The sequence below is a fragment of the Acidovorax temperans genome, assembly GCF_006716905.1.
Classification (GTDB): domain Bacteria; phylum Pseudomonadota; class Gammaproteobacteria; order Burkholderiales; family Burkholderiaceae_C; genus Acidovorax; species Acidovorax temperans.
Map to the genome: position 1 here is coordinate 447,041 of NZ_VFPV01000004.1, position 20,732 is coordinate 467,772.

Below are 20,732 nucleotides of genomic sequence, written 5' to 3' on the forward strand. Positions count from 1 at the left end.
GCGTTACCCCAGCCATGTCATGTAACGCTCATGGGCAGCGGTCATTGCATCGCCTCCCACGGATTGAGAATGATCGCGCCCGTTGACTGGAAATCAGCAACGTTGCGAGCAACCACCGTCATGCCATGCACAAGGGCTGTTGCCGCAATGAGTGCATCACGCTCGCCGCGCTTGTCGGGGACATGCAACCGGGCGCAGCGTTGCGCCACGGCGGTATCAATAGGCAGCGTGCGGCCGGAGAACTCGGGCAATACGTGCTGCTCCAGCCATGAGCGCAACATGGCCCCCTGGGTGGAGTCCTTGCGCTCAATCGACAGAACGCCAAGCTCCAGTTCCATGATGGTGATGGCTGACACAAAGAGGTCGGCCGCATCGACGGTTTCAGCCCATGCGGTCACGTTCGCATCGGCCTTGCCAATCCGTACCTTGCGCAGCTCGGACACCACGTTGGTGTCAAGAACAAACATCATGAGAAATCAACCGACCGGGGTTTGATGGTCACACGCGGCGGCACAAACTCGATGTCGGCGATACCCGGCATTGCCAGCGCATCGGCAATGTTGCGCCGCTGCTTGGTGAGTCGCTGATAGTCCTCAAAGCTCATCAGCACATGGGCTGGGCGGCCTCGATCTGTAATGAACTCTGGCCCGTTGTTTGCCGCCCGTTTTGCCTCGCTCGCCCCTTGGTTGAACTCGCGGCTTGATAGGGTGGTGATGGTCATAACGGCACCTCCAGTTTATGAGCAGTGTTACAACATAAAACCGGGAGCAAGCGTTTTTAGAGTCGGCAAACGGTGGTTTCCTAGCCCGGTGCCGCCCCGGCCTTGGGCAGGATGGCCGCTGCCTCGGCCCAAATGCCTGTGATCTTTTCCTTCGCCATGTTGGTGTGCAGGTACTCGCCTCGGTGTTCTTGCCCCAAGCGCACAGCACGCTCGCGGACCCCGGGGGAAAACATGTTTGACTTCGTCATGGCTCAATCCTCTCAGAGTGTTGGGTCTCCACAAAAACCGGGGCGATTCAAGCATCGCTGGCAGGTGGAGTGGTTCTTCAAGTGGATCAAGCAGCACCTGCGCATCAAGTTAGGGGGGGTGAAGACCCGGCGGGGCAAGAAGCAAGAGGCCAAGAGTCATCAATTGCGAGTGGCGCTTCGGGCCGTTTTTGCGGGATCGGCGTGACAATGTGTGCCTCTTGAGCGCAAATGAGGGCTCTGTGATGTCCCAATGGGGAGGGGTGGAAATCCTGTATGATCAACGACTTACGTCGATTGGTTGCTTTTTGAGTGGAAAAATTGCTGTTGATGCGCAGCAATTTTTTTGCCCTCCGAAGGCTATAGTCATCCGGGCTGCCAGCGGAATTTTGAGTATTGGTCTTTTTCAGCGTTGCGGCTGTAGCTCAGTGGATAGAGTATCGGCCTCCGAAGCCAAGGGTCGTGGGTTCGATCCCCGCCAGCCGCGCCAAATCTTTTGTCTTTTCGCCGATTTTTGTGGGTGTTGATGAAAGTCGTGCTAGAATTCGAAATTCTTCGGAGGGGTGCCCGAGTGGCTAAAGGGGGCAGACTGTAAATCTGTTGGCTTACGCCTACACTGGTTCGAATCCAGTCCCCTCCACCAAATTTAGTGAGTGGCTTGTCAGTCTGACGAGCTTCGCAGAGGCTGAAAAGCCAGTGCGGGAGTAGTTCAATGGTAGAACCCTAGCCTTCCAAGCTAATGACGCGGGTTCGATTCCCGTCTCCCGCTCCACTTTTTTGGTTCTTTGGTTTTTCGTCTGTCATTGTTTTTATGATGATCAGATTTGCCCATGTGGCTCAGTGGTAGAGCACTCCCTTGGTAAGGGAGAGGTCGCGGGTCCGATTCCCGCCATGGGCACCATTTGAAGGTGCGTCCGGTTCTGGTTGCGCCGAGATCCTGTTGTTTTGAGATAGATATTTTTCGGAGTCGGAAAAATGGCAAAAGGAAAATTCGAGCGTACCAAGCCCCACGTCAACGTGGGCACGATCGGTCACGTGGACCATGGCAAGACAACCCTGACGGCTGCTATCGCAACCGTGCTGTCTGCCAAGTTCGGCGGCGAAGCCAAGAAGTACGATGAAATCGACGCAGCGCCCGAAGAAAAGGCACGCGGCATTACCATCAACACTGCCCACGTTGAATACGAAACCGCTAACCGCCACTACGCTCACGTGGACTGCCCCGGCCACGCTGACTATGTGAAGAACATGATCACTGGCGCCGCTCAAATGGACGGCGCCATCCTGGTGTGCTCCGCTGCTGACGGCCCAATGCCCCAGACCCGTGAACACATCCTGCTGGCTCGCCAAGTGGGCGTGCCTTACATCATCGTGTTCCTGAACAAGTGCGACATGGTGGATGACGAAGAACTGCTCGAACTCGTCGAAATGGAAGTGCGTGAACTCCTGGACAAGTACGACTTCCCAGGCGACGACACCCCCATCATCCGCGGCTCGGCCAAGATGGCCCTCGAAGGCGACAAGGGCAAGCTGGGTGAAGAAGCCATCATGAAGCTGGCTGAAGCCCTGGACACCTACATCCCCACGCCCGAGCGTGCGGTGGACGGCGCCTTCCTGATGCCCGTGGAAGACGTGTTCTCCATCTCCGGTCGCGGTACCGTGGTGACCGGCCGTGTCGAACGCGGCGTGATCAAGGTCGGCGAAGAAATCGAAATCGTGGGTATCCGCGACACGCAAAAGACCACCTGCACTGGCGTGGAAATGTTCCGCAAGCTGCTGGACCAAGGTCAAGCTGGCGACAACGTGGGTCTGCTGCTGCGCGGCACCAAGCGCGAAGACGTGGAACGTGGCCAAGTGCTGTGCAAGCCCGGCTCGATCAAGCCCCACACCCACTTCACCGCTGAAGTGTATGTGTTGAGCAAGGACGAAGGCGGCCGCCACACTCCCTTCTTCAACAACTACCGTCCTCAGTTCTACTTCCGTACGACTGACGTGACTGGCGCCATCGAGCTGCCAGCCGACAAGGAAATGGTGATGCCTGGTGACAACGTGTCGATCACTGTGAAGCTGATCAACCCCATCGCCATGGAAGAAGGTCTGCGCTTTGCTATCCGTGAAGGCGGCCGTACTGTGGGCGCTGGCGTGGTTGCCAAGATCATTGCTTAATTAGCGTGTTCGTAGGGGTATAGCTCAATTGGCAGAGCGTCGGTCTCCAAAACCGAAGGTTGTAGGTTCGATTCCTACTGCCCCTGCCACTTGAATGTGGCTCAAACAAAGCCCGCCAGGATCTGGCGGGCTTCGGTGTCTTGTGTGATGCCGTGTGAAATGAAGTGGAAATATTAAACATGGCTGCCTCACAGGTTGAAACCGTCAGTTCGGGTGCAGACAAGGCGAAGCTCTTTGCTGTTGCTGCCTTGGTCGTTGCTGCTGTTGCCGGCTTTTATTTCTTGGCAAAGCAAGGTGTCTATGTTCAATGGGGCGTCTTGCTGGTTGGCCTAGTGGCAGCGGCAGGCGTATTCCTGATCTCCGAGCCTGGTCGTCAGTTTGTTGCTTTCGCCCGTGATGCATGGCGCGAAGTCAAAAAAGTGGTGTGGCCTACGCGCAAGGAAACACTGCAGATGACTGCTTATGTGTTTGCCTTCGTTGTCATCATGGCGCTTTTTCTGTGGTTTACGGACAAAACCCTGGAATGGGTTTTTTACGACCTCATTTTGGGATGGAGAAAGTCATGACAACCGATGCTGTGATGGTGGATAGTGCTGCTTCTGCACCTGCCGCGTCTTCCAATCCTGATTTGCGCTGGTATATCGTCCATGCCTATTCAGGCATGGAGAAGGCCGTAGAGCGCAATATTCTTGAGCGTATTGGTCGCGCAGGAATGCAAGACAAGTTTGGTCGCATCCTCGTTCCCACCGAAGAGGTGGTGGAGATGAAAAACGGCCAGAAGAAAACAACTGAACGCAGACTGTTTCCGGGCTATGTGTTCGTCGAGATGGTCATGGATGACGACACTTGGCACTTGGTGAAGCACACCAACAAAGTGACGGGTTTTGTCGGCGGTGCGAAGAATCGCCCTGCTCCCATCTCTGAAGAAGAGGTGCAAAAAATCGTCAGCCAGATGCAGGAAGGCACTGACAAGCCACGCCACAAGATCGAATTCATGGTGGGTGAGTTGGTTCGTGTCAAAGAAGGCCCATTCACTGACTTCAATGGTTCGGTGGAAGAGGTCAATTACGAGAAGAATCGTCTGCGCGTGTCGGTGATGATCTTTGGTCGCTCGACTCCTGTGGAATTGGAATTTGGTCAGGTTGAAAAAACCTGATTTGAAAGTGATCCTCGCATTTTTCGGCTCAATGCGAGGATTTGTTTGATGAGTCGTTAACCCCGGGGAGCCGGTTCCCGTACGCGACGGTGCACGAGAACTGGCGTTACAACCCGCAAGGAGCAAAACATGGCGAAGAAAATCGTCGGTTTTATCAAGCTGCAAGTTCCAGCTGGTAAGGCCAACCCATCCCCACCAATCGGTCCTGCACTGGGTCAACGTGGTCTGAACATCATGGAGTTCTGCAAGGCATTCAATGCCCAGACCCAAGGTGTTGAGCCAGGTCTGCCACTGCCCGTGGTGATCACTGCGTTTGCCGACAAGAGCTTCACCTTCATCATCAAGACGCCTCCAGCGACGACCTTGATCAAGAAGGCCATCAAGCTCGAAAAGGGTTCTTCCAACGCGCTGAAGACCAAGGTAGGCAAGATCACACGCGAACAGCTCGAAGAGATCGCCAAGACCAAGATGAAGGACATGAATGCTGCTGACGTGAACGCCGCTGTGCGCACGCTGGCTGGTTCTGCTCGCTCGATGGGCGTGACGGTGGAGGGTTTGTAAATGGCCAAGTTGACTAAAAAGCAAAAGGCCCTGCAGGGCAAGGTAGACAGCACCAAGCTGTACGCTTTCGCTGATGCCGTGGCTTTGGTGAAGGAAGCAGCTACTGCCAAGTTCGATGAATCCATCGACGTGGCTGTGCAGCTCGGCATCGACGCCAAGAAGTCTGACCAAGTGGTGCGCGGCGCTGTGGTGCTGCCCAACGGCACAGGCAAGACAACTCGCGTTGCCGTGTTTGCACAAGGTGCCAAGGCTGAAGAAGCCAAGGCTGCTGGCGCTGACGTGGTTGGTATGGACGACCTGGCCGCCATGGTCAAGGCCGGTGACATGCCCTTCGACGTGGTGATTGCTGCTCCAGATGCGATGCGTGTGGTGGGTACGCTGGGTCAAATTCTGGGTCCACGTGGCCTGATGCCTAACCCCAAGGTTGGCACAGTGACTCCAGACGTTGCCACGGCTGTGAAGAACGCCAAGGCGGGTCAGGTGCAATTCCGTGTCGACAAGGCCGGTATCGTGCACAGCACCATTGGTCGCCGTTCGTTCGACAACGAAAAGCTCCAGGGTAACCTGGCTGCGTTGATCGACGCGCTGAACAAGGCCAAGCCTGCTTCGAGCAAGGGTCTGTACCTGCGCAAGGTGGCTGTTTCCTCCACGATGGGCGTTGGCGTCCGCGTGGACACACAGTCCATCGCAGCGTAATTGCAAGAAATCTTCGGGTCTTTCGCGAGGCCCGATGTGGTGGGCTGGGAGTGCTGCACAAGAACTCCCAGGCCATCCAAGACCGTTGGTGTGCGCTGCTGCACTTAATCCGTTAGAGGGCCAACGCAGATGGCGATCCCGCTGCAGATGGAATTCGTTCCGAAACAGTTGGTCGCTGCAACAAGAGCGTGCATGAGGGTGAAAACCTGATTGCGCAAATGAAGGAGTAGACCTTGAGTCTTAATCGCAGTGAGAAAGAAGCGGTCATTTCTGAAGTGACCAGCCTCGCCGCAAAAGCTCAAACGCTTGTGATCGCGGAATACCGTGGCATCACGGTCGCCGACATGACCAAACTGCGCGTTGAAGCACGCAGCAAGGGTGTGAGCCTGAGTGTTCTGAAGAACACCCTGGCCCGCCGTGCTGTGGCTGGCAGCCAGTTTGACGTGGTGGCCGACCAGATGACTGGTCCCCTGATCTATGGCTTCTCCGAAGATGCCGTGGCCGCCGCCAAAGTGGTGGCCGATTTCGCGAAGACCAACGACAAGTTGGTGATTCGCGGCGGTGCTTTCGGTGGCAAGGCCCTGGATGTCAACGGCGTTAAGCAACTGGCCAACATTCCTTCCAAGGAAGTGTTGCTGGCCCAGTTGTGTGGCTTGCTTATGTCGCCTATTTCCCGCACCGCAGTGGTGTTGGGTGCCTTGGCGGCGAAAAAAGGCGAAGGCGAAACTGCCGCTGCTTGATAGCAGTGCAGTCACGTGTTAACCAATTGTTAGGAAATCAAAATGGCATTCGATAAAGACGCATTTCTGACCGCTCTCGACAGCATGACGGTCCTGGAACTCAATGACCTGGTGAAGGCCATTGAAGAGAAGTTTGGCGTGAGCGCTGCAGCCATGGCTGCTCCTGCTGCCGCTGGTGGTGGCGCTGGCGCTGCTGCTGCTGAAGAAAAGACAGAATTCAACGTGGTGCTGACCGATGCTGGCGCCAACAAGGTTTCCGTCATCAAGGCAGTGCGCGAAATCACTGGTCTGGGCCTCAAGGAAGCCAAGGACCTGGTGGACGGCGCTCCCAAGAACGTCAAGGAAGGCATTGCCAAGGCAGATGCCGAAGCCGCTGTCAAGAAGCTGGTGGAAGCCGGCGCCAAGGCCGAACTCAAGTAATTCGGTTCCTTTCAAGGGCTGGAGTGCTCCTCAAGGGCCTCCAGCCTTTGGCGCTTTCAGAGCGCACTCGAAAACCGGCTTGGCTCTTCATTCAAGGGCCTTGCAAACAGCCCAGGTTTTCGAGTGTCTTCTGACAACCCCGACAGCAGAAGATACCTTGGTTCGGGTGATGTGCAACGCATCGCCGTCCGCCATGGTTGGTAGTGGCCAACCGCCAAGCCCGCACAGGAACGCACCTTGCGGGTCAGTCGTCGAAGACCCAGGACTCATGTCTTTGCCCGGAGATCTCATGGCCTATTCTTACACCGAACGCAAGCGAATTCGCAAAAGTTTCGGCAGCCGCGATAGCGTGCTCGAAGTTCCTTACCTGCTGCAGATGCAGAAGGATGCGTACACCGCTTTCTTGCAGGCTGATACGCCCCCCCAGAAACGAACCATCGAAGGGCTTCAGGCCGCTTTCGACGCAGCTTTCCCTATCGTCTCTCACAACGGTTTTGTGGAGATGAAGTTCATTGAGTACAACTTGGCCAAGCCTGCCTTTGATGTACGTGAATGCCAGACCCGTGGTCTGACGTTTGCGTCTGCCGTGCGTGCCAAGGTGCAGCTCATCATTTATGACCGCGAGTCTTCGACTTCGCAGTCCAAAGTGGTCAAGGAAGTGAAAGAGCAAGAGGTCTACATGGGCGAAGTGCCCCTGATGACTGACAAGGGCTCGTTCATCATCAACGGCACGGAACGCGTGATCGTGTCCCAGCTGCACCGCTCGCCAGGCGTGTTCTTCGAGCACGACAAGGGCAAGACGCACAGCTCGGGCAAGTTGCTGTTCTCCGCCCGCATCATTCCTTACCGTGGTTCGTGGCTGGACTTCGAATTCGATCCGAAGGACATCCTGTACTTCCGCGTGGACCGTCGTCGCAAGATGCCCGTCACCACGCTGCTCAAGGCCATTGGCCTGAACCCCGAGTCGATCCTGGCCAACTTCTTCGTCAACGACAACTTCCGCCTGATGGACAGCGGCGCACAAATGGAGTTTGTGCCCGATCGCCTCAAGGGTGAAGTTGCCCGTTTTGACATCACTGACAAGAGTGGCAAGGTCGTCGTCGCCAAGGACAAGCGCATCACCGCGCGCCACACGCGCGAGCTGGAGCAGTCCGGCACGACCCACATCAGCGTGCCCGAAGACTTCCTGATTGGTCGCGTCGTGGCCCGCAACATTGTGGATGCGGACACCGGCGAAATCATCGCCAAGGCCAACGAAGAGCTGACCGAAGCCCTGCTTAAGAAACTGCGCTCCGCTGGCGTGCGTGACCTGCAAGTCATCTACACCAACGAACTCGACCAAGGCGCCTACATCTCGCAAACCCTGCGCATTGATGAAACGGCCGATGAGTTCGCTGCGCGCGTGGCCATCTACCGCATGATGCGCCCCGGCGAGCCGCCGACGGAAGACGCCGTGCAGGCCCTGTTCCAGCGCCTGTTCTACAACCCCGACACGTACGACCTCTCGCGCGTGGGCCGCATGAAGTTCAACGCCAAGATCGGCCGCGACGAATCCACAGGCCCCATGGTGCTGTCCAACGAAGACATCCTGGCCGTGGTCAAGATCCTCGTGGATCTGCGCAATGGCCGTGGCGAGGTGGACGATATCGACCATCTGGGCAACCGCCGCGTGCGCTGCGTGGGCGAACTGGCTGAGAACCAGTACCGCACTGGCCTGGCGCGTATCGAAAAGGCTGTGAAGGAACGTCTGGGTCAGGCTGAGCAAGAGCCGCTGATGCCCCATGACCTGATCAACAGCAAGCCGATCTCGGCTGCTCTGAAAGAATTCTTCGGCGCATCGCAGCTGTCGCAGTTCATGGACCAGACCAACCCTCTGGCCGAAATCACGCACAAGCGCCGTGTGTCCGCTCTGGGCCCAGGCGGTTTGACCCGTGAGCGCGCAGGCTTTGAAGTGCGTGACGTGCACGTGACCCACTACGGTCGCGTTTGCCCTATCGAAACGCCTGAAGGTCCCAACATTGGTCTGATCAACTCGCTGGCTCTGTACGCCCGCCTGAACGAGTACGGCTTCATTGAGACGCCTTACCGTCGCGTGGTGGACGGCAAGATCACCAACGAGATCGACTACCTGTCGGCCATCGAAGAAGGCAAGTACGTGATCGCTCAGGCGAACGCGCAGCTCGACAAGGATGGTCGCCTGACGGGTGATCTGGTGTCTGCCCGTGAAAAGGGTGAATCCATTCTGTGCGGCGCAGACCGCGTGCAGTACATGGACGTGTCGCCCGCACAGATCGTGTCGGTGGCGGCCTCGCTGGTTCCGTTCCTGGAGCACGACGATGCGAACCGCGCGTTGATGGGCGCCAACATGTCGCGTCAGGCGGTGCCTGTGCTGCGTCCTGAGAAGCCCCTGGTGGGTACGGGCATTGAGCGCGTGGCGGCTGTGGACTCCGGCACCGTGGTCACGGCCAACCGTGGCGGTGTGGTGGACTACGTGGACGCCACCCGCATCGTGGTGCGCGTGAACGATGCTGAAGCGGTGGCCGGTGAAGTGGGTGTGGACATCTACAACCTCATCAAGTACCAGCGTTCCAACCAGAACACGAACATCCACCAGCGCCCCATCGTCAAGAAGGGTGACAAGCTGGTCAAGGGCGATGTGATTGCGGACGGCGCCTCGACCGACTTCGGCGAAATCGCCATCGGCCAGAACATGCTGATCGCGTTCATGCCCTGGAACGGCTACAACTTCGAAGACTCGATCCTGATCAGCGAGCGCGTGGTGGCTGAAGACCGCTACACCTCGATCCACATCGAAGAGCTGGTTGTGATGGCCCGCGACACCAAGCTGGGTGCCGAGGAAATCACACGCGACATTCCGAACCTGTCGGAACAGCAACTGAACCGCCTGGACGAGTCCGGCATCATCTACGTGGGTGCCGAAGTGCAGCCTGGCGACACGCTGGTCGGCAAGGTCACGCCCAAGGGCGAAACCACGCTCACGCCGGAAGAGAAGCTGCTGCGCGCGATCTTCGGTGAGAAGGCTTCGGACGTGAAGGACACCTCGCTGCGTGTGGACCAGGGCTCGTCGGGCACCGTGATCGACGTGCAGGTGTTTACCCGCGAAGGCATCCAGCGCGACAAGCGCGCCCAGCAGATCATCGACGATGAACTCAAGCGCTTCCGTCTGGACCTGAACGACCAGCTGCGCATTGTGGAAGCCGATGCGTTTGACCGTATCGAAAAGCTGCTGACTGGCCGCGTGGCTAACGGCGGCCCACAGAAGCTGGCCAAGGGCACGAAGATCGACAAGGCCTACCTGGCCTCGGTCGAGAAGTTCCACTGGTTCGACATCCGCCCCGCAGAGGACGAAGTCGCGACCCAGCTCGAATCCATCAAGAACGCGCTGGAGCAAACCCGCCACAGCTTCGACCTGGCTTTTGAAGAAAAGCGCAAGAAGCTCACGCAAGGCGACGAGCTGCCTGCTGGCGTGCTGAAGATGGTCAAGGTGTACCTGGCCGTCAAGCGCCGCCTGCAGCCTGGTGACAAGATGGCCGGCCGCCACGGTAACAAGGGTGTGGTCTCCAAGATCGTTCCCGTCGAAGACATGCCTTACATGGCCGACGGCACGCCTGCCGACATCGTTCTGAACCCGCTGGGCGTGCCTTCGCGGATGAACATTGGTCAGGTGCTGGAAGTCCACTTGGGCTGGGCTGGCAAGGGCATTGGTCAGCGCATTGGCGACATGCTGCAGCAAGAAGCCAAGGCTTCTGAGCTGCGCGCCTTCCTGGAAGAGGTCTACAACTCGCGTGGCCGCAAGGAAGACTTGTCGCAGCTGTCGGACGACGACCTGTTGGCCATGGCGCAGAACCTGACCGCCGGCGTGCCTTATGCAACGCCAGTGTTCGACGGCGCTTCGGAAGAAGAAATCAAGGACATGCTGAAGATTGCATACCCTGACGACATCGCCGAGCGCAAGGGCCTGACGCCTACCCGCACGCAAGCCTATCTGCACGATGGCCGCACGGGTGACCGCTTCGAGCGTCCCACAACCATCGGCTACATGCATTACCTGAAGCTGCACCACTTGGTGGACGACAAGATGCACGCCCGCTCGACCGGTCCCTACTCGCTCGTCACGCAGCAGCCGCTGGGTGGTAAGGCGCAGTTCGGTGGCCAGCGTTTCGGGGAAATGGAAGTGTGGGCGCTGGAAGCGTACGGCGCCGCCTACGTGCTGCAGGAAATGCTGACCGTGAAGTCCGACGACGTGGTGGGCCGTACCAAGGTGTACGAATCCATCGTCAAGGGCGAACACGCCATCGAAGCCGGCATGCCGGAATCGTTCAATGTGCTGGTCAAGGAAATTCGTTCCTTGGGCCTGGACATCGAACTCGAACGCTCCTGAACAGGATCGGGATTATTAAAAAAGTGAGCTGCTAGCGCTTGTTAATAAAGGCTTTGCGTATGTTTAAGCATCCAAAGCCCCGTGTATCAAGCGCTGGTAGCTATGATTTTTGACGAAAAGGAAAGAGTCACATGAAATCGCTACTCGACCTGTTCAAGCAATTCACGCCGGATGAGCACTTTGACGCCATCCGCATTGGCATGGCCTCGCCCGAGAAGATCCGTTCGTGGTCTTTCGGTGAAGTGAAGAAGCCCGAAACCATCAACTACCGTACGTTCAAGCCCGAGCGCGACGGCCTGTTCTGCGCCAAGATTTTTGGTCCTATCAAGGACTACGAATGCCTGTGCGGCAAGTACAAGCGCCTGAAGCACCGCGGCGTGATCTGCGAGAAGTGCGGCGTGGAAGTCACGCAGACCAAGGTGCGCCGCGAGCGCATGGGCCACATCGATCTGGCCGCGCCTTGCGCCCACATCTGGTTCCTGAAGTCGCTGCCATCGCGTCTGGGCCTGGTGCTGGACATGACCCTGCGCGACATCGAACGCGTGCTGTACTTTGAAGCCTACGTGGTGACCGACCCCGGCATGACCCCGCTGAAGAAGTTCAGCATCATGTCCGAGGACGACTACGACGCCAAGCGCAAGGAATACGGCGACGAATTCATCGCCAAGATGGGCGCTGAAGGCATCAAGGACCTGCTTGAATCCATCGACATCGACCTGTCGATCGAGAAGCTGCGCGGCGACCTGACCGGCTCCGAAGTCAAGGTCAAGAAGAACGCCAAGCGCCTGAAGGTGCTGGAAGCGTTCAAGAAGTCGGGCATCAAGCCCGAGTGGATGGTGCTGGAAGTGCTGCCCGTGCTGCCGCCGGACCTGCGTCCGCTGGTGCCGCTGGACGGCGGCCGTTTCGCCACATCCGACCTGAACGACCTGTACCGCCGCGTCATCAACCGCAACTCGCGTCTGCGCCGCCTGCTGGAGCTGAAGGCCCCTGAAATCATCGCCCGCAACGAAAAGCGGATGCTGCAAGAGGCTGTCGATTCGCTGTTGGACAACGGCCGCCGTGGCAAGGCCATGACCGGCGCCAACAAGCGCGCACTGAAGTCCCTGGCTGACATGATCAAGGGTAAGTCGGGCCGCTTCCGCCAGAACTTGCTGGGTAAGCGCGTGGACTACTCCGGTCGTTCCGTGATTACCGTGGGCCCAACGCTCAAGCTGCACCAGTGCGGTCTGCCCAAGCTGATGGCGCTGGAGCTGTTCAAGCCCTTCATCTTCTCGCGCCTCGAAGCCATGGGCATCGCGACGACGATCAAGGCCGCCAAGAAGGAAGTCGAATCCGGCACCCCCGTGGTGTGGGACATTCTGGAAGAGGTCATCAAAGAGCACCCCGTGATGCTGAACCGTGCGCCTACGCTGCACCGTTTGGGTATCCAGGCCTTTGAGCCCATCCTGATCGAAGGCAAGGCCATCCAGCTGCACCCCCTCGTTTGCGCGGCCTTCAACGCCGACTTCGACGGTGACCAGATGGCTGTTCACGTGCCGCTGTCGGTGGAAGCGCAGATGGAAGCCCGCACGCTGATGCTGGCCTCCAACAACGTGCTGTTCCCTGCTTCGGGCGAACCCTCCATCGTTCCTTCGCAGGACGTGGTGCTGGGCCTGTACTACGCCACCCGTGACCGTATCAACGGCAAGGGCGAAGGCCTGGTGTTTGCTGACACCGGTGAAGTGCAGCGCGCTCTGGACGCCGGCGAAGTGGAACTGGCCGCCCGGATCACCGTGCGCATGACCGAGTGGACCAAGGACAAGGAAACGGGCGAATTCGTGCCTTCGACCTCGCTGGTGGAAACCACCGTGGGCCGTGCACTGCTGTCCGAGATCCTGCCCAAGGGCCTGCCGTTCTCGTACATGAACAAGGCGCTCAAGAAGAAGGAAATCTCGCGCCTGATCAACGTGTCCTTCCGCAAGTGCGGTCTGAAGGAAACGGTGGTGTTCGCCGACAAGCTGCTGCAAAACGGTTTCCGTCTGGCCACACGCGCTGGTATCTCCATCTGTATCGACGACATGCTGGTGCCTCCACAAAAGGCCAGCATCATCGAGCGCTCCGAAAAGGACGTGAAGGAGATTGCACAGCAGTACGCCTCCGGTCTGGTGACCTCGGGCGAGCGCTACAACAAGGTGGTGGACATCTGGGGCAAGGCCGGTGACGAAGTCTCCAAGGTGATGATGGCCCAGCTGTCCAAGCAGAAGGTGGTAGACCGCCACGGCAAGGAAGTGGACCAGGAGTCCTTCAACTCCATCTACATGATGGCCGACTCCGGCGCCCGCGGCTCTGCAGCCCAGATCCGTCAGGTGGCCGGTATGCGGGGTCTGATGGCCAAGCCAGACGGCTCGATCATTGAAACGCCTATCACCGCGAACTTCCGCGAAGGTCTGAACGTGTTGGAGTACTTCATCTCCACCCACGGTGCCCGTAAGGGTCTGGCCGACACGGCGCTGAAGACCGCCAACTCCGGTTACCTCACCCGCCGTCTGGTGGACGTGACGCAGGACCTGGTCGTGACCGAAGAGGATTGCGGCACTGCCAATGGTTCGCTGATGCGCGCCATCGTTGAAGGCGGTGAAGTGATCGAATCGCTGCGCGAACGTATCCTGGGCCGCACGGCTGCGGAAGACATCCTGCACCCCGAAAACCGCTCGGTGCTGGTGCCTGCCGGCACGATGCTCGAAGAAGACCTGATCGAAGAGATCGAGTCTGTGGGCGTGGACGAAGTGAAGGTGCGCACTGCGCTGACCTGCGAAACCCGCTACGGCCTGTGCGCCAAGTGCTACGGCCGCGACTTGGGCCGCGGCGGTCTGATCAACCTCGGCGAAGCCGTGGGTGTGATCGCTGCCCAGTCCATCGGTGAACCCGGCACGCAGCTGACCATGCGTACCTTCCACATCGGTGGTGCCGCTTCGCGTGCTGCCATCGCTTCGAGCGTGGAAGCCAAGTCCAACGGCGTGATCGGCTTCAATGCCACGATGCGCTACGTGAGCAACACCAAGGGCGAGCTGGTGGTGATTGCACGTTCGGGTGAAATCATCATCCAGGACGAGCATGGCCGCGAGCGTGAGCGCCACAAGGTGCCTTACGGTGCGACGCTGACCGTGAAGGCCGACCAGGCCATCAAGGCCGGTACGATTCTGGCCAACTGGGATCCGCTGACCCGACCCATCATTACCGAATTCGCCGGTCAGGTGAAGTTCGAGAACGTGGAAGAAGGCCTCACCGTCGCCAAGCAGGTTGACGAAGTGACCGGCCTGTCCACCCTGGTGGTGATCGACCCCAAGCGCCGTGGCGCTGCCAAGGTCGTTCGCCCACAGGTGAAGCTGATCGACGCACAAGGCCAGGAAGTGAAGATCCCCGGCACCGACCACTCGGTGACGATCGGCTTCCAGGTGGGCGCTCTGATCCAGGTGCGCGACGGCCAGGACGTGGGCCCCGGCGAAGTGCTGGCCCGTATCCCTGTCGAAGGTCAGAAGACCCGCGACATTACCGGCGGTCTGCCCCGTGTGGCCGAACTGTTCGAAGCCCGTACGCCGAAGGACAAGGGCACGCTGGCAGAAATGACCGGCACCATCTCCTTCGGTAAGGAAACCAAGGGCAAGGTTCGCTTGCAGATCACCGATCCCGAAGGCAAGGTGTGGGAAGAACTCGTGCCCAAGGAAAAGAACATCCTGGTGCACGAAGGCCAGGTGGTCAACAAGGGCGAATCGATTGTGGACGGCCCCGCCGACCCACAAGACATCCTGCGTTTGCTGGGCATCGAAGAGCTGTCGCGCTACATCGTGGACGAAGTGCAGGACGTGTACCGCTTGCAGGGCGTGAAGATCAACGACAAGCACATCGAGGTGATCGTTCGCCAGATGCTGCGCCGTGTGGTGGTCGAGAACGTTGGCGAGTCGAACTACATTGCCGGCGAACAGGTCGAGCGTTCCGAGATCCTCAACACCAACGATGCGCTGCAGGCCCAAGGCAAGATCCCTGCCACGTACTCCAACGTGCTGCTGGGTATTACCAAGGCATCGCTGTCGACCGACTCGTTCATCTCTGCGGCTTCCTTCCAGGAAACGACCCGCGTGCTGACCGAAGCGGCGATCATGGGCAAGCGCGACGAGCTGCGCGGCCTGAAGGAAAACGTGATCGTGGGTCGCCTGATTCCTGCCGGTACGGGTCTGGCCTACCACCAGGCGCGCAAGGCCAAGGAAGCCATGGACGACGCCGAGCGCCGCGCCATTGCCGAAGCAGAAGCCGCCGAAATGGCCGCGACTGCCGACGACTCCGAGGTGGAGAGCAGCGCTTCCGCGTCTGACGCCGCTGCCGACTAAGCCCTTGGGCTTTGTCTGAAAGCGCTCCCGTCCTGCCGCTAGGTGGGCCGGGAGCGTTTTTTATTGGAACCGTCTTTCTCTTTTTCTCTGTGCTTTGGCTGTTGGTGCCATGGCCCGCCAGGGCCGCGCATTGCCTTGTTTGTGCCCTGTATGTGGTCGTCCCCCCTGTTCTGGATCTTGGTTGCGGTGATGGTGTTCTGGGCGCTGGGCGCCTACAACCGCCTGGTGCGCCTGAGGGCTGCAGCGCAAGCGGCTGATACCCAGTGGCAGGAGGTGCTGCGCCGCTGGGTGCAGATGTCACAGGCCTGGCGGGCAGCCGCCCCGGCGCAAGCTGTTGATTTGGCAGACAGCGCTGCCTTGGCGGTGAATGAGCGGCTGGAGCACGCGAGCCAGGTGCTGGAAGCAGCCCTGGTGGCCGCCCAGGCGCGGGGTGGGGAGCGCCTGCCCAGCCACCCGGAATGGGACGCTTGCCGCGCCTTGCTGGCGGCTGGAACCGACATGCTGGCCAACGCTGGCGGCACCGAGGGGGCAGAGATGGCGCCCTGGCGTGCGCAGGCTGCCGATTTGCAGGCCGTGACCACCATCGCCGCGCGCAATGCGGAGGACGCCATGCAGGCATACCAAGCGGCCATTGGCCAGTTCCCCGCCAGCGTGTTGGCGCAGGTTTGTGGCTTTGGTCCAAGGTAGCGGCGCCTCTGGCGCTACCGGCGAGCTGACCGCCCCTCTTTTTTGAAGCTGTTGCACACTGCTGCGTGCTGACTTGTCACTGGATTCCTTGATGAACCCCTCTGCCCCACGCCCCGCCCGACCCTCCCCCCGACCTGCGGCGCCGCGTGCCCAGGCCGCCGCTTCGCGCTCGCCCGCCGCAGCGTCCGGTGCGCCAGCGTCTGCAGCGCCTGCGGGCACCGGCGTGCCCTTGTGGCAGCAGCTGATGCTGGTGTGCCAGGCGTTGCAGGGCATTCGCGGAGGGCAGTCGGGTACGGCGGTGATCGAGGGCGTGGAACCGCGTCTGCGCCCCGGTGTGCAGGCGCTGTTGTTCCAGGTGCTGCGCAACCTGGGTCGGGCCGATGCACTGCGCAGCCAGCTCGTCGCCCGCAAGCCGCCCCCGGCGGCAGACGCGCTGCTGTGCACGGCGCTGGCGCTGGCGTGGGACCCGCAGGCCGCGCCCTATGAGCCCTTCACCTTGGTCAACCAGGCGGTAGAAGCCGCCAAGCGCGGCCAGGCCACGCGGGGGCAGGCCTCCTTCATCAACGCCTGCCTGCGCCGCTTTTTGCGTGAGCGTGATGCACTGGTGGCCTCCACCGATGGCGACCCCGTTGCGCGCTGGAACCACCCCGCCTGGTGGATTCGCCGGTTGCGGCAAGACTATCCGGCGGATTGGGAACGCATCCTGCAGGCCAACAACGCACATGCGCCCATGGCGTTGCGGGTCAATCAACAAAAATGCACTCTGGCGCAATACCAGCAAGCGCTAGCAGCTATCAATTTAGAAGCAAAAGTGGTGGGGCCGCAGGGCCTGGAGCTGGCACAGCCCGTGCCGGTGCAAGTGCTGCCTGGGTTTGCTGACGGCTGGGTGTCGGTGCAAGACGCTGCTGCCCAGCAGGCGGCGCCCCTGGTGCTGCAAGGGCTGGATTTGACGCAGCCCTTGCGCGTGCTGGATGCCTGCGCTGCGCCGGGTGGCAAGACTGCGCATCTGCTGGAACATGCGCCCGCGGGCTCGCCGCTGCAGGTCACGGCGCTGGAGGTGGATGAAAAGCGCAGTGCGCGCATCCATGACACGCTGGCGCGGCTGGGCTTGTCGGCGCAGGTGCTGGTGGCCGATGCGTCGCGCCCCCAGGACTGGTGGCAGTCGCAGTGCGGCGGAACCCCCTTTGACGCCATCTTGCTGGACGCGCCTTGCACCGCCTCGGGCATCGTGCGCCGCCATCCTGACGTGCGCTGGTTGCGGCGCGAATCGGATGTGGCGCAGCTGGCGCAACTGCAGCGTCAGATTCTGGAAGCGCTGTGGCCGTTGCTCAAGCCGGGCGGGCGCCTGCTGTACTGCACCTGCTCCGTCTTCAAGGCCGAGGGCGACTTGCAGATCCAAACGTTTCTTGCACACAACACCAACGCCCAGTTGCTGCCCTCACCAGGCCATTTAATTCCAGGAGTGGGGGAAAAATCCGGGCCTGTCCGGGACAATCCGGCAGGTGACCACGACGGTTTCTTTTACGCCCTGTTGCAAAAATCGGCCCATTGAGTCCCTGGTGATTCGCTGGCTGCGCTTTGTCGTGTGCTGCTGGGCCCTGTGGTGGGCCCCCGGCGCAGCTGTTTTTGCGCAGCAGGACGCTGGCGAGGCGCAGGGTTTGCGAATAGAGCGTGCAGAAGACGGCCTCTACCTGGGCGCGTCGTTTGATTTCACCTTGCCCGATCTGGCCGAGGATGCCTTGCACAAAGGCATTCCCATGTTTTTCGTGATGGAGGCCCAGGTTCGGCGCGACCGCTGGTATTGGTCAGACCGGGTGGTGGCCGAAGCCACGCGCTACCTGCGCCTGAGCTACCAGCCGCTCACGCGCCGCTGGCGACTCAGCACCTCTTCGGTGCCGTTCACCAACAGCGGACTGGGCGTGGTGCTGGGGCAGAATTTTGACGAGCTGGACGAAGCCCTGTCCGCCATGCGGCGGGTGATTCGCTGGCGCATTGGGGATGCCGATGTGCTGGAGCCCAACGCCGCGCACACGGTGCAGTTGCGCTTCCGGCTGGACATGTCCCAGCTGCCGCGGCCCTTGCAGATTGGTGCTGTGGGTCGCTCGGACTGGAACCTGCTGGTGTTCCGCAGCCAGCGGCTGCCTTCGCGCACGCAGCCTTAATCCCGCCTTTTTCTGAAATGCCTGCTGTGCCAGACGCTTCCTCCGCCCCCCGATCCGCCTCCGCCGAAGCCGCCAGTCGCGCCTCGGTTGCCGTGCGCTGGGCTGTGGGCGTGGGCGCCGCCACCATGACGGCCATCGGCCTGGTGCTGCTGTTCCTGCTCACACTCGCCACCAACAACCGGGCGCTGTACGAGCGCAACTACGCATGGCTGTTTGGCGTCAACGTGCTGGTGGCGGCACTGCTGCTGGGGGTGCTGGTGTGGATTGGCGCCCGGCTGCTTTTGCGTTTGCGCAAGGGGCGCTTTGGCAGCCGTCTGCTGGTCAAGCTGGCGGCCATCTTTGCGCTGGTGGGGCTGATGCCGGGGGTGCTGATCTATGTGGTGTCGTACCAGTTCGTCACGCGGTCGATTGAAAGCTGGTTTGACGTGAAGGTGGAAGGCGCGCTGGTGGCGGGGGTCAACCTGGCTCGGGTGTCGCTGGAGTCACAGGCCGCCGACATGGCCGCCAAGACGCGCACGGCCAGTGCCCAGGTGGCCCAGGGCTCATCGGCCACCGTGGGGCTGGCGCTGGAGCGAATCCGGGACCAGCTGGGCGCCACCGATGTGGTGCTGTGGAATGCCGCCGGCCAGCCGATTGGCAGCGCGGGGCAGTCCCGCTTCAGTCTCAATCCCGAGCGGCCCAGCGCCGCCTTGCTGCGCTCGGTGCGTGAGCAGCGCGCTGTCACCCAGATCGAGGGGCTGGACGATATTGCCGACCCCAACGCCGTGCAGATGGCCCGCGTGAAAGTGCTGGTGCTGGTCACCAACCCGGGGCTGGGCCTGTTGACCGAACCCCGGTTTTTGCAAGCCACCTTGCCGTTGCCCCCCGCGCTGGTGTCCAACGCCATCGAGGTCCAGGAGGCCAACCGCGAGTATCAAGAGCGTGCGCTGGCGCGCGGCGGCCTGCGCCGCATGTATGTGGGCACGCTCACGCTCAGCCTCTTCCTGGCGGTGTTTGGCGCGGTGCTGCTGGCGGTGTTGCTGGGCAACCAGCTGGCGCGCCCGTTGCTGGTGCTGGCCGAAGGCGTTCGTGAAGTGGCTGCGGGCAACCTCAGCCCGAAAGCAGCCTTGCAGGGAAAGGATGAGCTCGGTGGTTTGACCCGGTCATTTGCCATGATGACGCAGCAGCTGGCCGATGCGCGGGCGGCGGTGGAGCAAAGCATGGTCAAGGTCGATGCTGCCCGTTCGAACCTGCAAACCATTCTGGACAACCTCACCGCCGGGGTGATCGTGCTGGGGGAGGGCGGGATCATCCGCTCTTCCAACCCCGGCGCCACCCGCATTCTTCGAGCACCCATGGCGGCGTACGAAGGCCGACCATTGTCCGAAGTGCCTGGGCTGGCTGATTTTGCGGCAGCCGTGGAGCGGCATTTCCTGGCGTTTTTTGGTGACCGCGACCGCCACGGGCTGGACCACTGGCAGCAGCCTTTCGAGTTGCATGCATCGTCTGCTGGTGCGGGGCAGCACGCGACCAGCCTGGTGGCGCGGGGTGCGGAGCTGCCCGATGGCGCGCAACTGTTGGTTTTTGACGACATTTCAGAGATTGTTTCCGCCCAGCGTGCACAGGCCTGGGGCGAGGTGGCGCGCCGCCTTGCACACGAAATCAAGAACCCGTTGACCCCCATCCAGCTGTCTGCCGAACGCCTGGAAATGAAGCTGTCGGGCAAGGTGCCGCCTGCGGAACAAGCCATCCTGGCCAAGTCGGTCAAGACCATCGTGGACCAGGTCGATGCGATGAAGCGCCTGGTCAACGAGTTCCGCGATTACGCGCGGCTGCCAGCGGCAGAGCTGCAGCCCCTGGACCTCAATGCCTTGATCGCCGATGTGCTGCATCTGTACGGCGAAGAAAACGCGTCAGTCCCCGTGAAAGCCGAGCTGGACCCGCGTTGTCCTCGCATCGCAGGCGATGCGCAACAGCTGCGCCAGGTCGTGCACAACCTGCTGCAAAACGCCCAGGACGCCACCATGCAGGCACGGGCAGAGGGCAAGGAAACAGAGCCTTTCGTTCGCATCTCGACCCGGTTGAGCGAGTCCTCGGGGCGGGTGCGGCTCAGCATTTCAGACAGCGGCACGGGCTTTCCTGCCCACATCCTGCAGCGTGCCTTCGAGCCCTATGTGACCACCAAGGCCCGGGGCACAGGCTTGGGTTTGGCGGTGGTGAAAAAGATCGCAGACGAGCATGGCGCCCGCATTGATCTGTCCAACCGCATGGAAAACGGCGAGTTGCGCGGCGCGCAAGTGTCGCTATCATTTGCCCCAGAAACCGCGGTGGTGTCTTAGTCACCCTCCGCACAACTCCTGCGGACTGTGTTAGTGCACACCTCGGGTGGTCGGGAAGTTGGCACCGGTGCTTGCGCATGGCGCCAACGGATCG

17 protein-coding genes and 5 tRNA genes are annotated in these 20,732 nt (G+C 60.5%); 19 read left to right on the forward strand and 3 right to left on the reverse strand.

Annotation, left to right across the window (positions count from 1 at the left end; translation table 11 throughout):
- Nucleotides 1-41: 41 nt before the first annotated feature.
- The 3 genes from BDD18_RS20690 to BDD18_RS22195 form a co-directional block, all read right to left on the reverse strand.
- Complete coding sequence (locus BDD18_RS20690) at nt 42-470, reverse strand: type II toxin-antitoxin system VapC family toxin (protein ID WP_211360851.1); 429 nt, start codon at nt 468-470, stop codon at nt 42-44.
- Entirely contained in the window at nt 467-721 is a 255-nt protein-coding gene (locus BDD18_RS20695) for a type II toxin-antitoxin system Phd/YefM family antitoxin (protein ID WP_142085626.1), read from the reverse strand. The genes BDD18_RS20690 and BDD18_RS20695 overlap by 4 nt, the downstream gene beginning before the upstream one ends.
- An 80-nt stretch (nt 722-801) precedes the next feature.
- Nucleotides 802-969, reverse strand: coding sequence for a hypothetical protein (locus tag BDD18_RS22195; protein WP_170207427.1), 168 nt, complete (start codon nt 967-969; stop codon nt 802-804).
- Between BDD18_RS22195 and BDD18_RS20700 the strand changes: the two genes are divergently transcribed.
- From BDD18_RS20700 to BDD18_RS20790, 19 genes are all read left to right on the forward strand, one after another.
- Nucleotides 953-1,174 carry a transposase gene (locus tag BDD18_RS20700; protein ID WP_142085628.1) on the forward strand — a complete coding sequence of 74 codons (222 nt, stop codon included), beginning with the start codon at nt 953-955 and terminating at the stop codon, nt 1,172-1,174. The two genes, BDD18_RS22195 and BDD18_RS20700, sit on opposite strands and share 17 nt — an antisense overlap.
- A 206-nt stretch (nt 1,175-1,380) precedes the next feature.
- Nucleotides 1,381-1,456 (forward strand) — tRNA-Arg (locus tag BDD18_RS20705).
- A gap of 67 nt (nt 1,457-1,523) precedes the next feature.
- A tRNA-Tyr gene (locus tag BDD18_RS20710) sits at nt 1,524-1,609 on the forward strand.
- A 55-nt stretch (nt 1,610-1,664) separates the two neighbouring features.
- Nucleotides 1,665-1,738, forward strand: a tRNA-Gly gene (locus BDD18_RS20715).
- A 54-nt stretch (nt 1,739-1,792) separates the two neighbouring features.
- Nucleotides 1,793-1,867 (forward strand) — tRNA-Thr (locus tag BDD18_RS20720).
- A gap of 74 nt (nt 1,868-1,941) precedes the next feature.
- A complete protein-coding gene (gene tuf / locus BDD18_RS20725) occupies nt 1,942-3,132 on the forward strand; it encodes an elongation factor Tu (protein ID WP_044397365.1) in 1,191 nt (396 codons plus the stop codon).
- Nucleotides 3,133-3,145: 13 nt separating this feature from the next.
- A tRNA-Trp gene (locus tag BDD18_RS20730) sits at nt 3,146-3,221 on the forward strand.
- Nucleotides 3,222-3,311: 90 nt separating this feature from the next.
- Nucleotides 3,312-3,698 carry a preprotein translocase subunit SecE gene (secE, locus tag BDD18_RS20735; protein ID WP_066698575.1) on the forward strand — a complete coding sequence of 129 codons (387 nt, stop codon included), beginning with the start codon at nt 3,312-3,314 and terminating at the stop codon, nt 3,696-3,698.
- Nucleotides 3,695-4,288, forward strand: a complete 594-nt coding sequence (gene nusG, locus BDD18_RS20740) for a transcription termination/antitermination protein NusG (RefSeq protein WP_066698573.1) — start codon at nt 3,695-3,697, stop codon at nt 4,286-4,288. Before secE ends, nusG begins: the two co-directional genes overlap by 4 nt.
- Nucleotides 4,289-4,417: 129 nt before the next feature.
- Nucleotides 4,418-4,849, forward strand: coding sequence for a 50S ribosomal protein L11 (gene rplK / locus BDD18_RS20745; protein ID WP_044397362.1), 432 nt, complete (start codon nt 4,418-4,420; stop codon nt 4,847-4,849).
- The gene (gene rplA, locus BDD18_RS20750) at nt 4,850-5,545 is read left to right on the forward strand and encodes a 50S ribosomal protein L1 (RefSeq protein WP_015012232.1); all 696 of its coding nucleotides are present in this window, start codon (nt 4,850-4,852) and stop codon (nt 5,543-5,545) included.
- 233 nt (nt 5,546-5,778) lie between these two features.
- Nucleotides 5,779-6,285 carry a 50S ribosomal protein L10 gene (gene rplJ / locus BDD18_RS20755; RefSeq protein WP_044397358.1) on the forward strand — a complete coding sequence of 169 codons (507 nt, stop codon included), beginning with the start codon at nt 5,779-5,781 and terminating at the stop codon, nt 6,283-6,285.
- Nucleotides 6,286-6,327: 42 nt separating this feature from the next.
- Nucleotides 6,328-6,705 (forward strand): 50S ribosomal protein L7/L12, encoded by a 378-nt coding sequence (rplL, locus tag BDD18_RS20760; protein WP_005797571.1) that lies wholly within the window; start codon nt 6,328-6,330, stop codon nt 6,703-6,705.
- Between the two features lie 289 nt (nt 6,706-6,994).
- Nucleotides 6,995-11,107, forward strand: coding sequence for a DNA-directed RNA polymerase subunit beta (gene rpoB / locus BDD18_RS20765; RefSeq protein WP_142085630.1), 4,113 nt, complete (start codon nt 6,995-6,997; stop codon nt 11,105-11,107).
- A 131-nt stretch (nt 11,108-11,238) separates the two neighbouring features.
- Entirely contained in the window at nt 11,239-15,471 is a 4,233-nt protein-coding gene (rpoC, locus tag BDD18_RS20770) for a DNA-directed RNA polymerase subunit beta' (protein WP_142085632.1), read from the forward strand.
- A gap of 150 nt (nt 15,472-15,621) precedes the next feature.
- Nucleotides 15,622-16,158 (forward strand): LemA family protein, encoded by a 537-nt coding sequence (locus BDD18_RS20775; RefSeq protein WP_142085634.1) that lies wholly within the window; start codon nt 15,622-15,624, stop codon nt 16,156-16,158.
- Nucleotides 16,159-16,249: 91 nt separating this feature from the next.
- On the forward strand, nt 16,250-17,710 hold the full coding sequence (rsmB, locus tag BDD18_RS20780; protein WP_142085636.1) for a 16S rRNA (cytosine(967)-C(5))-methyltransferase RsmB: 1,461 nt from the start codon (nt 16,250-16,252) through the stop codon (nt 17,708-17,710).
- 10 nt (nt 17,711-17,720) lie between these two features.
- The gene (locus tag BDD18_RS20785) at nt 17,721-18,320 is read left to right on the forward strand and encodes a DUF4390 domain-containing protein (protein WP_420837345.1); all 600 of its coding nucleotides are present in this window, start codon (nt 17,721-17,723) and stop codon (nt 18,318-18,320) included.
- A 26-nt stretch (nt 18,321-18,346) separates the two neighbouring features.
- A complete protein-coding gene (locus BDD18_RS20790) occupies nt 18,347-20,638 on the forward strand; it encodes a sensor histidine kinase (protein WP_244939174.1) in 2,292 nt (763 codons plus the stop codon).
- The last annotated feature ends 94 nt before the right edge of the window (nt 20,639-20,732 follow it).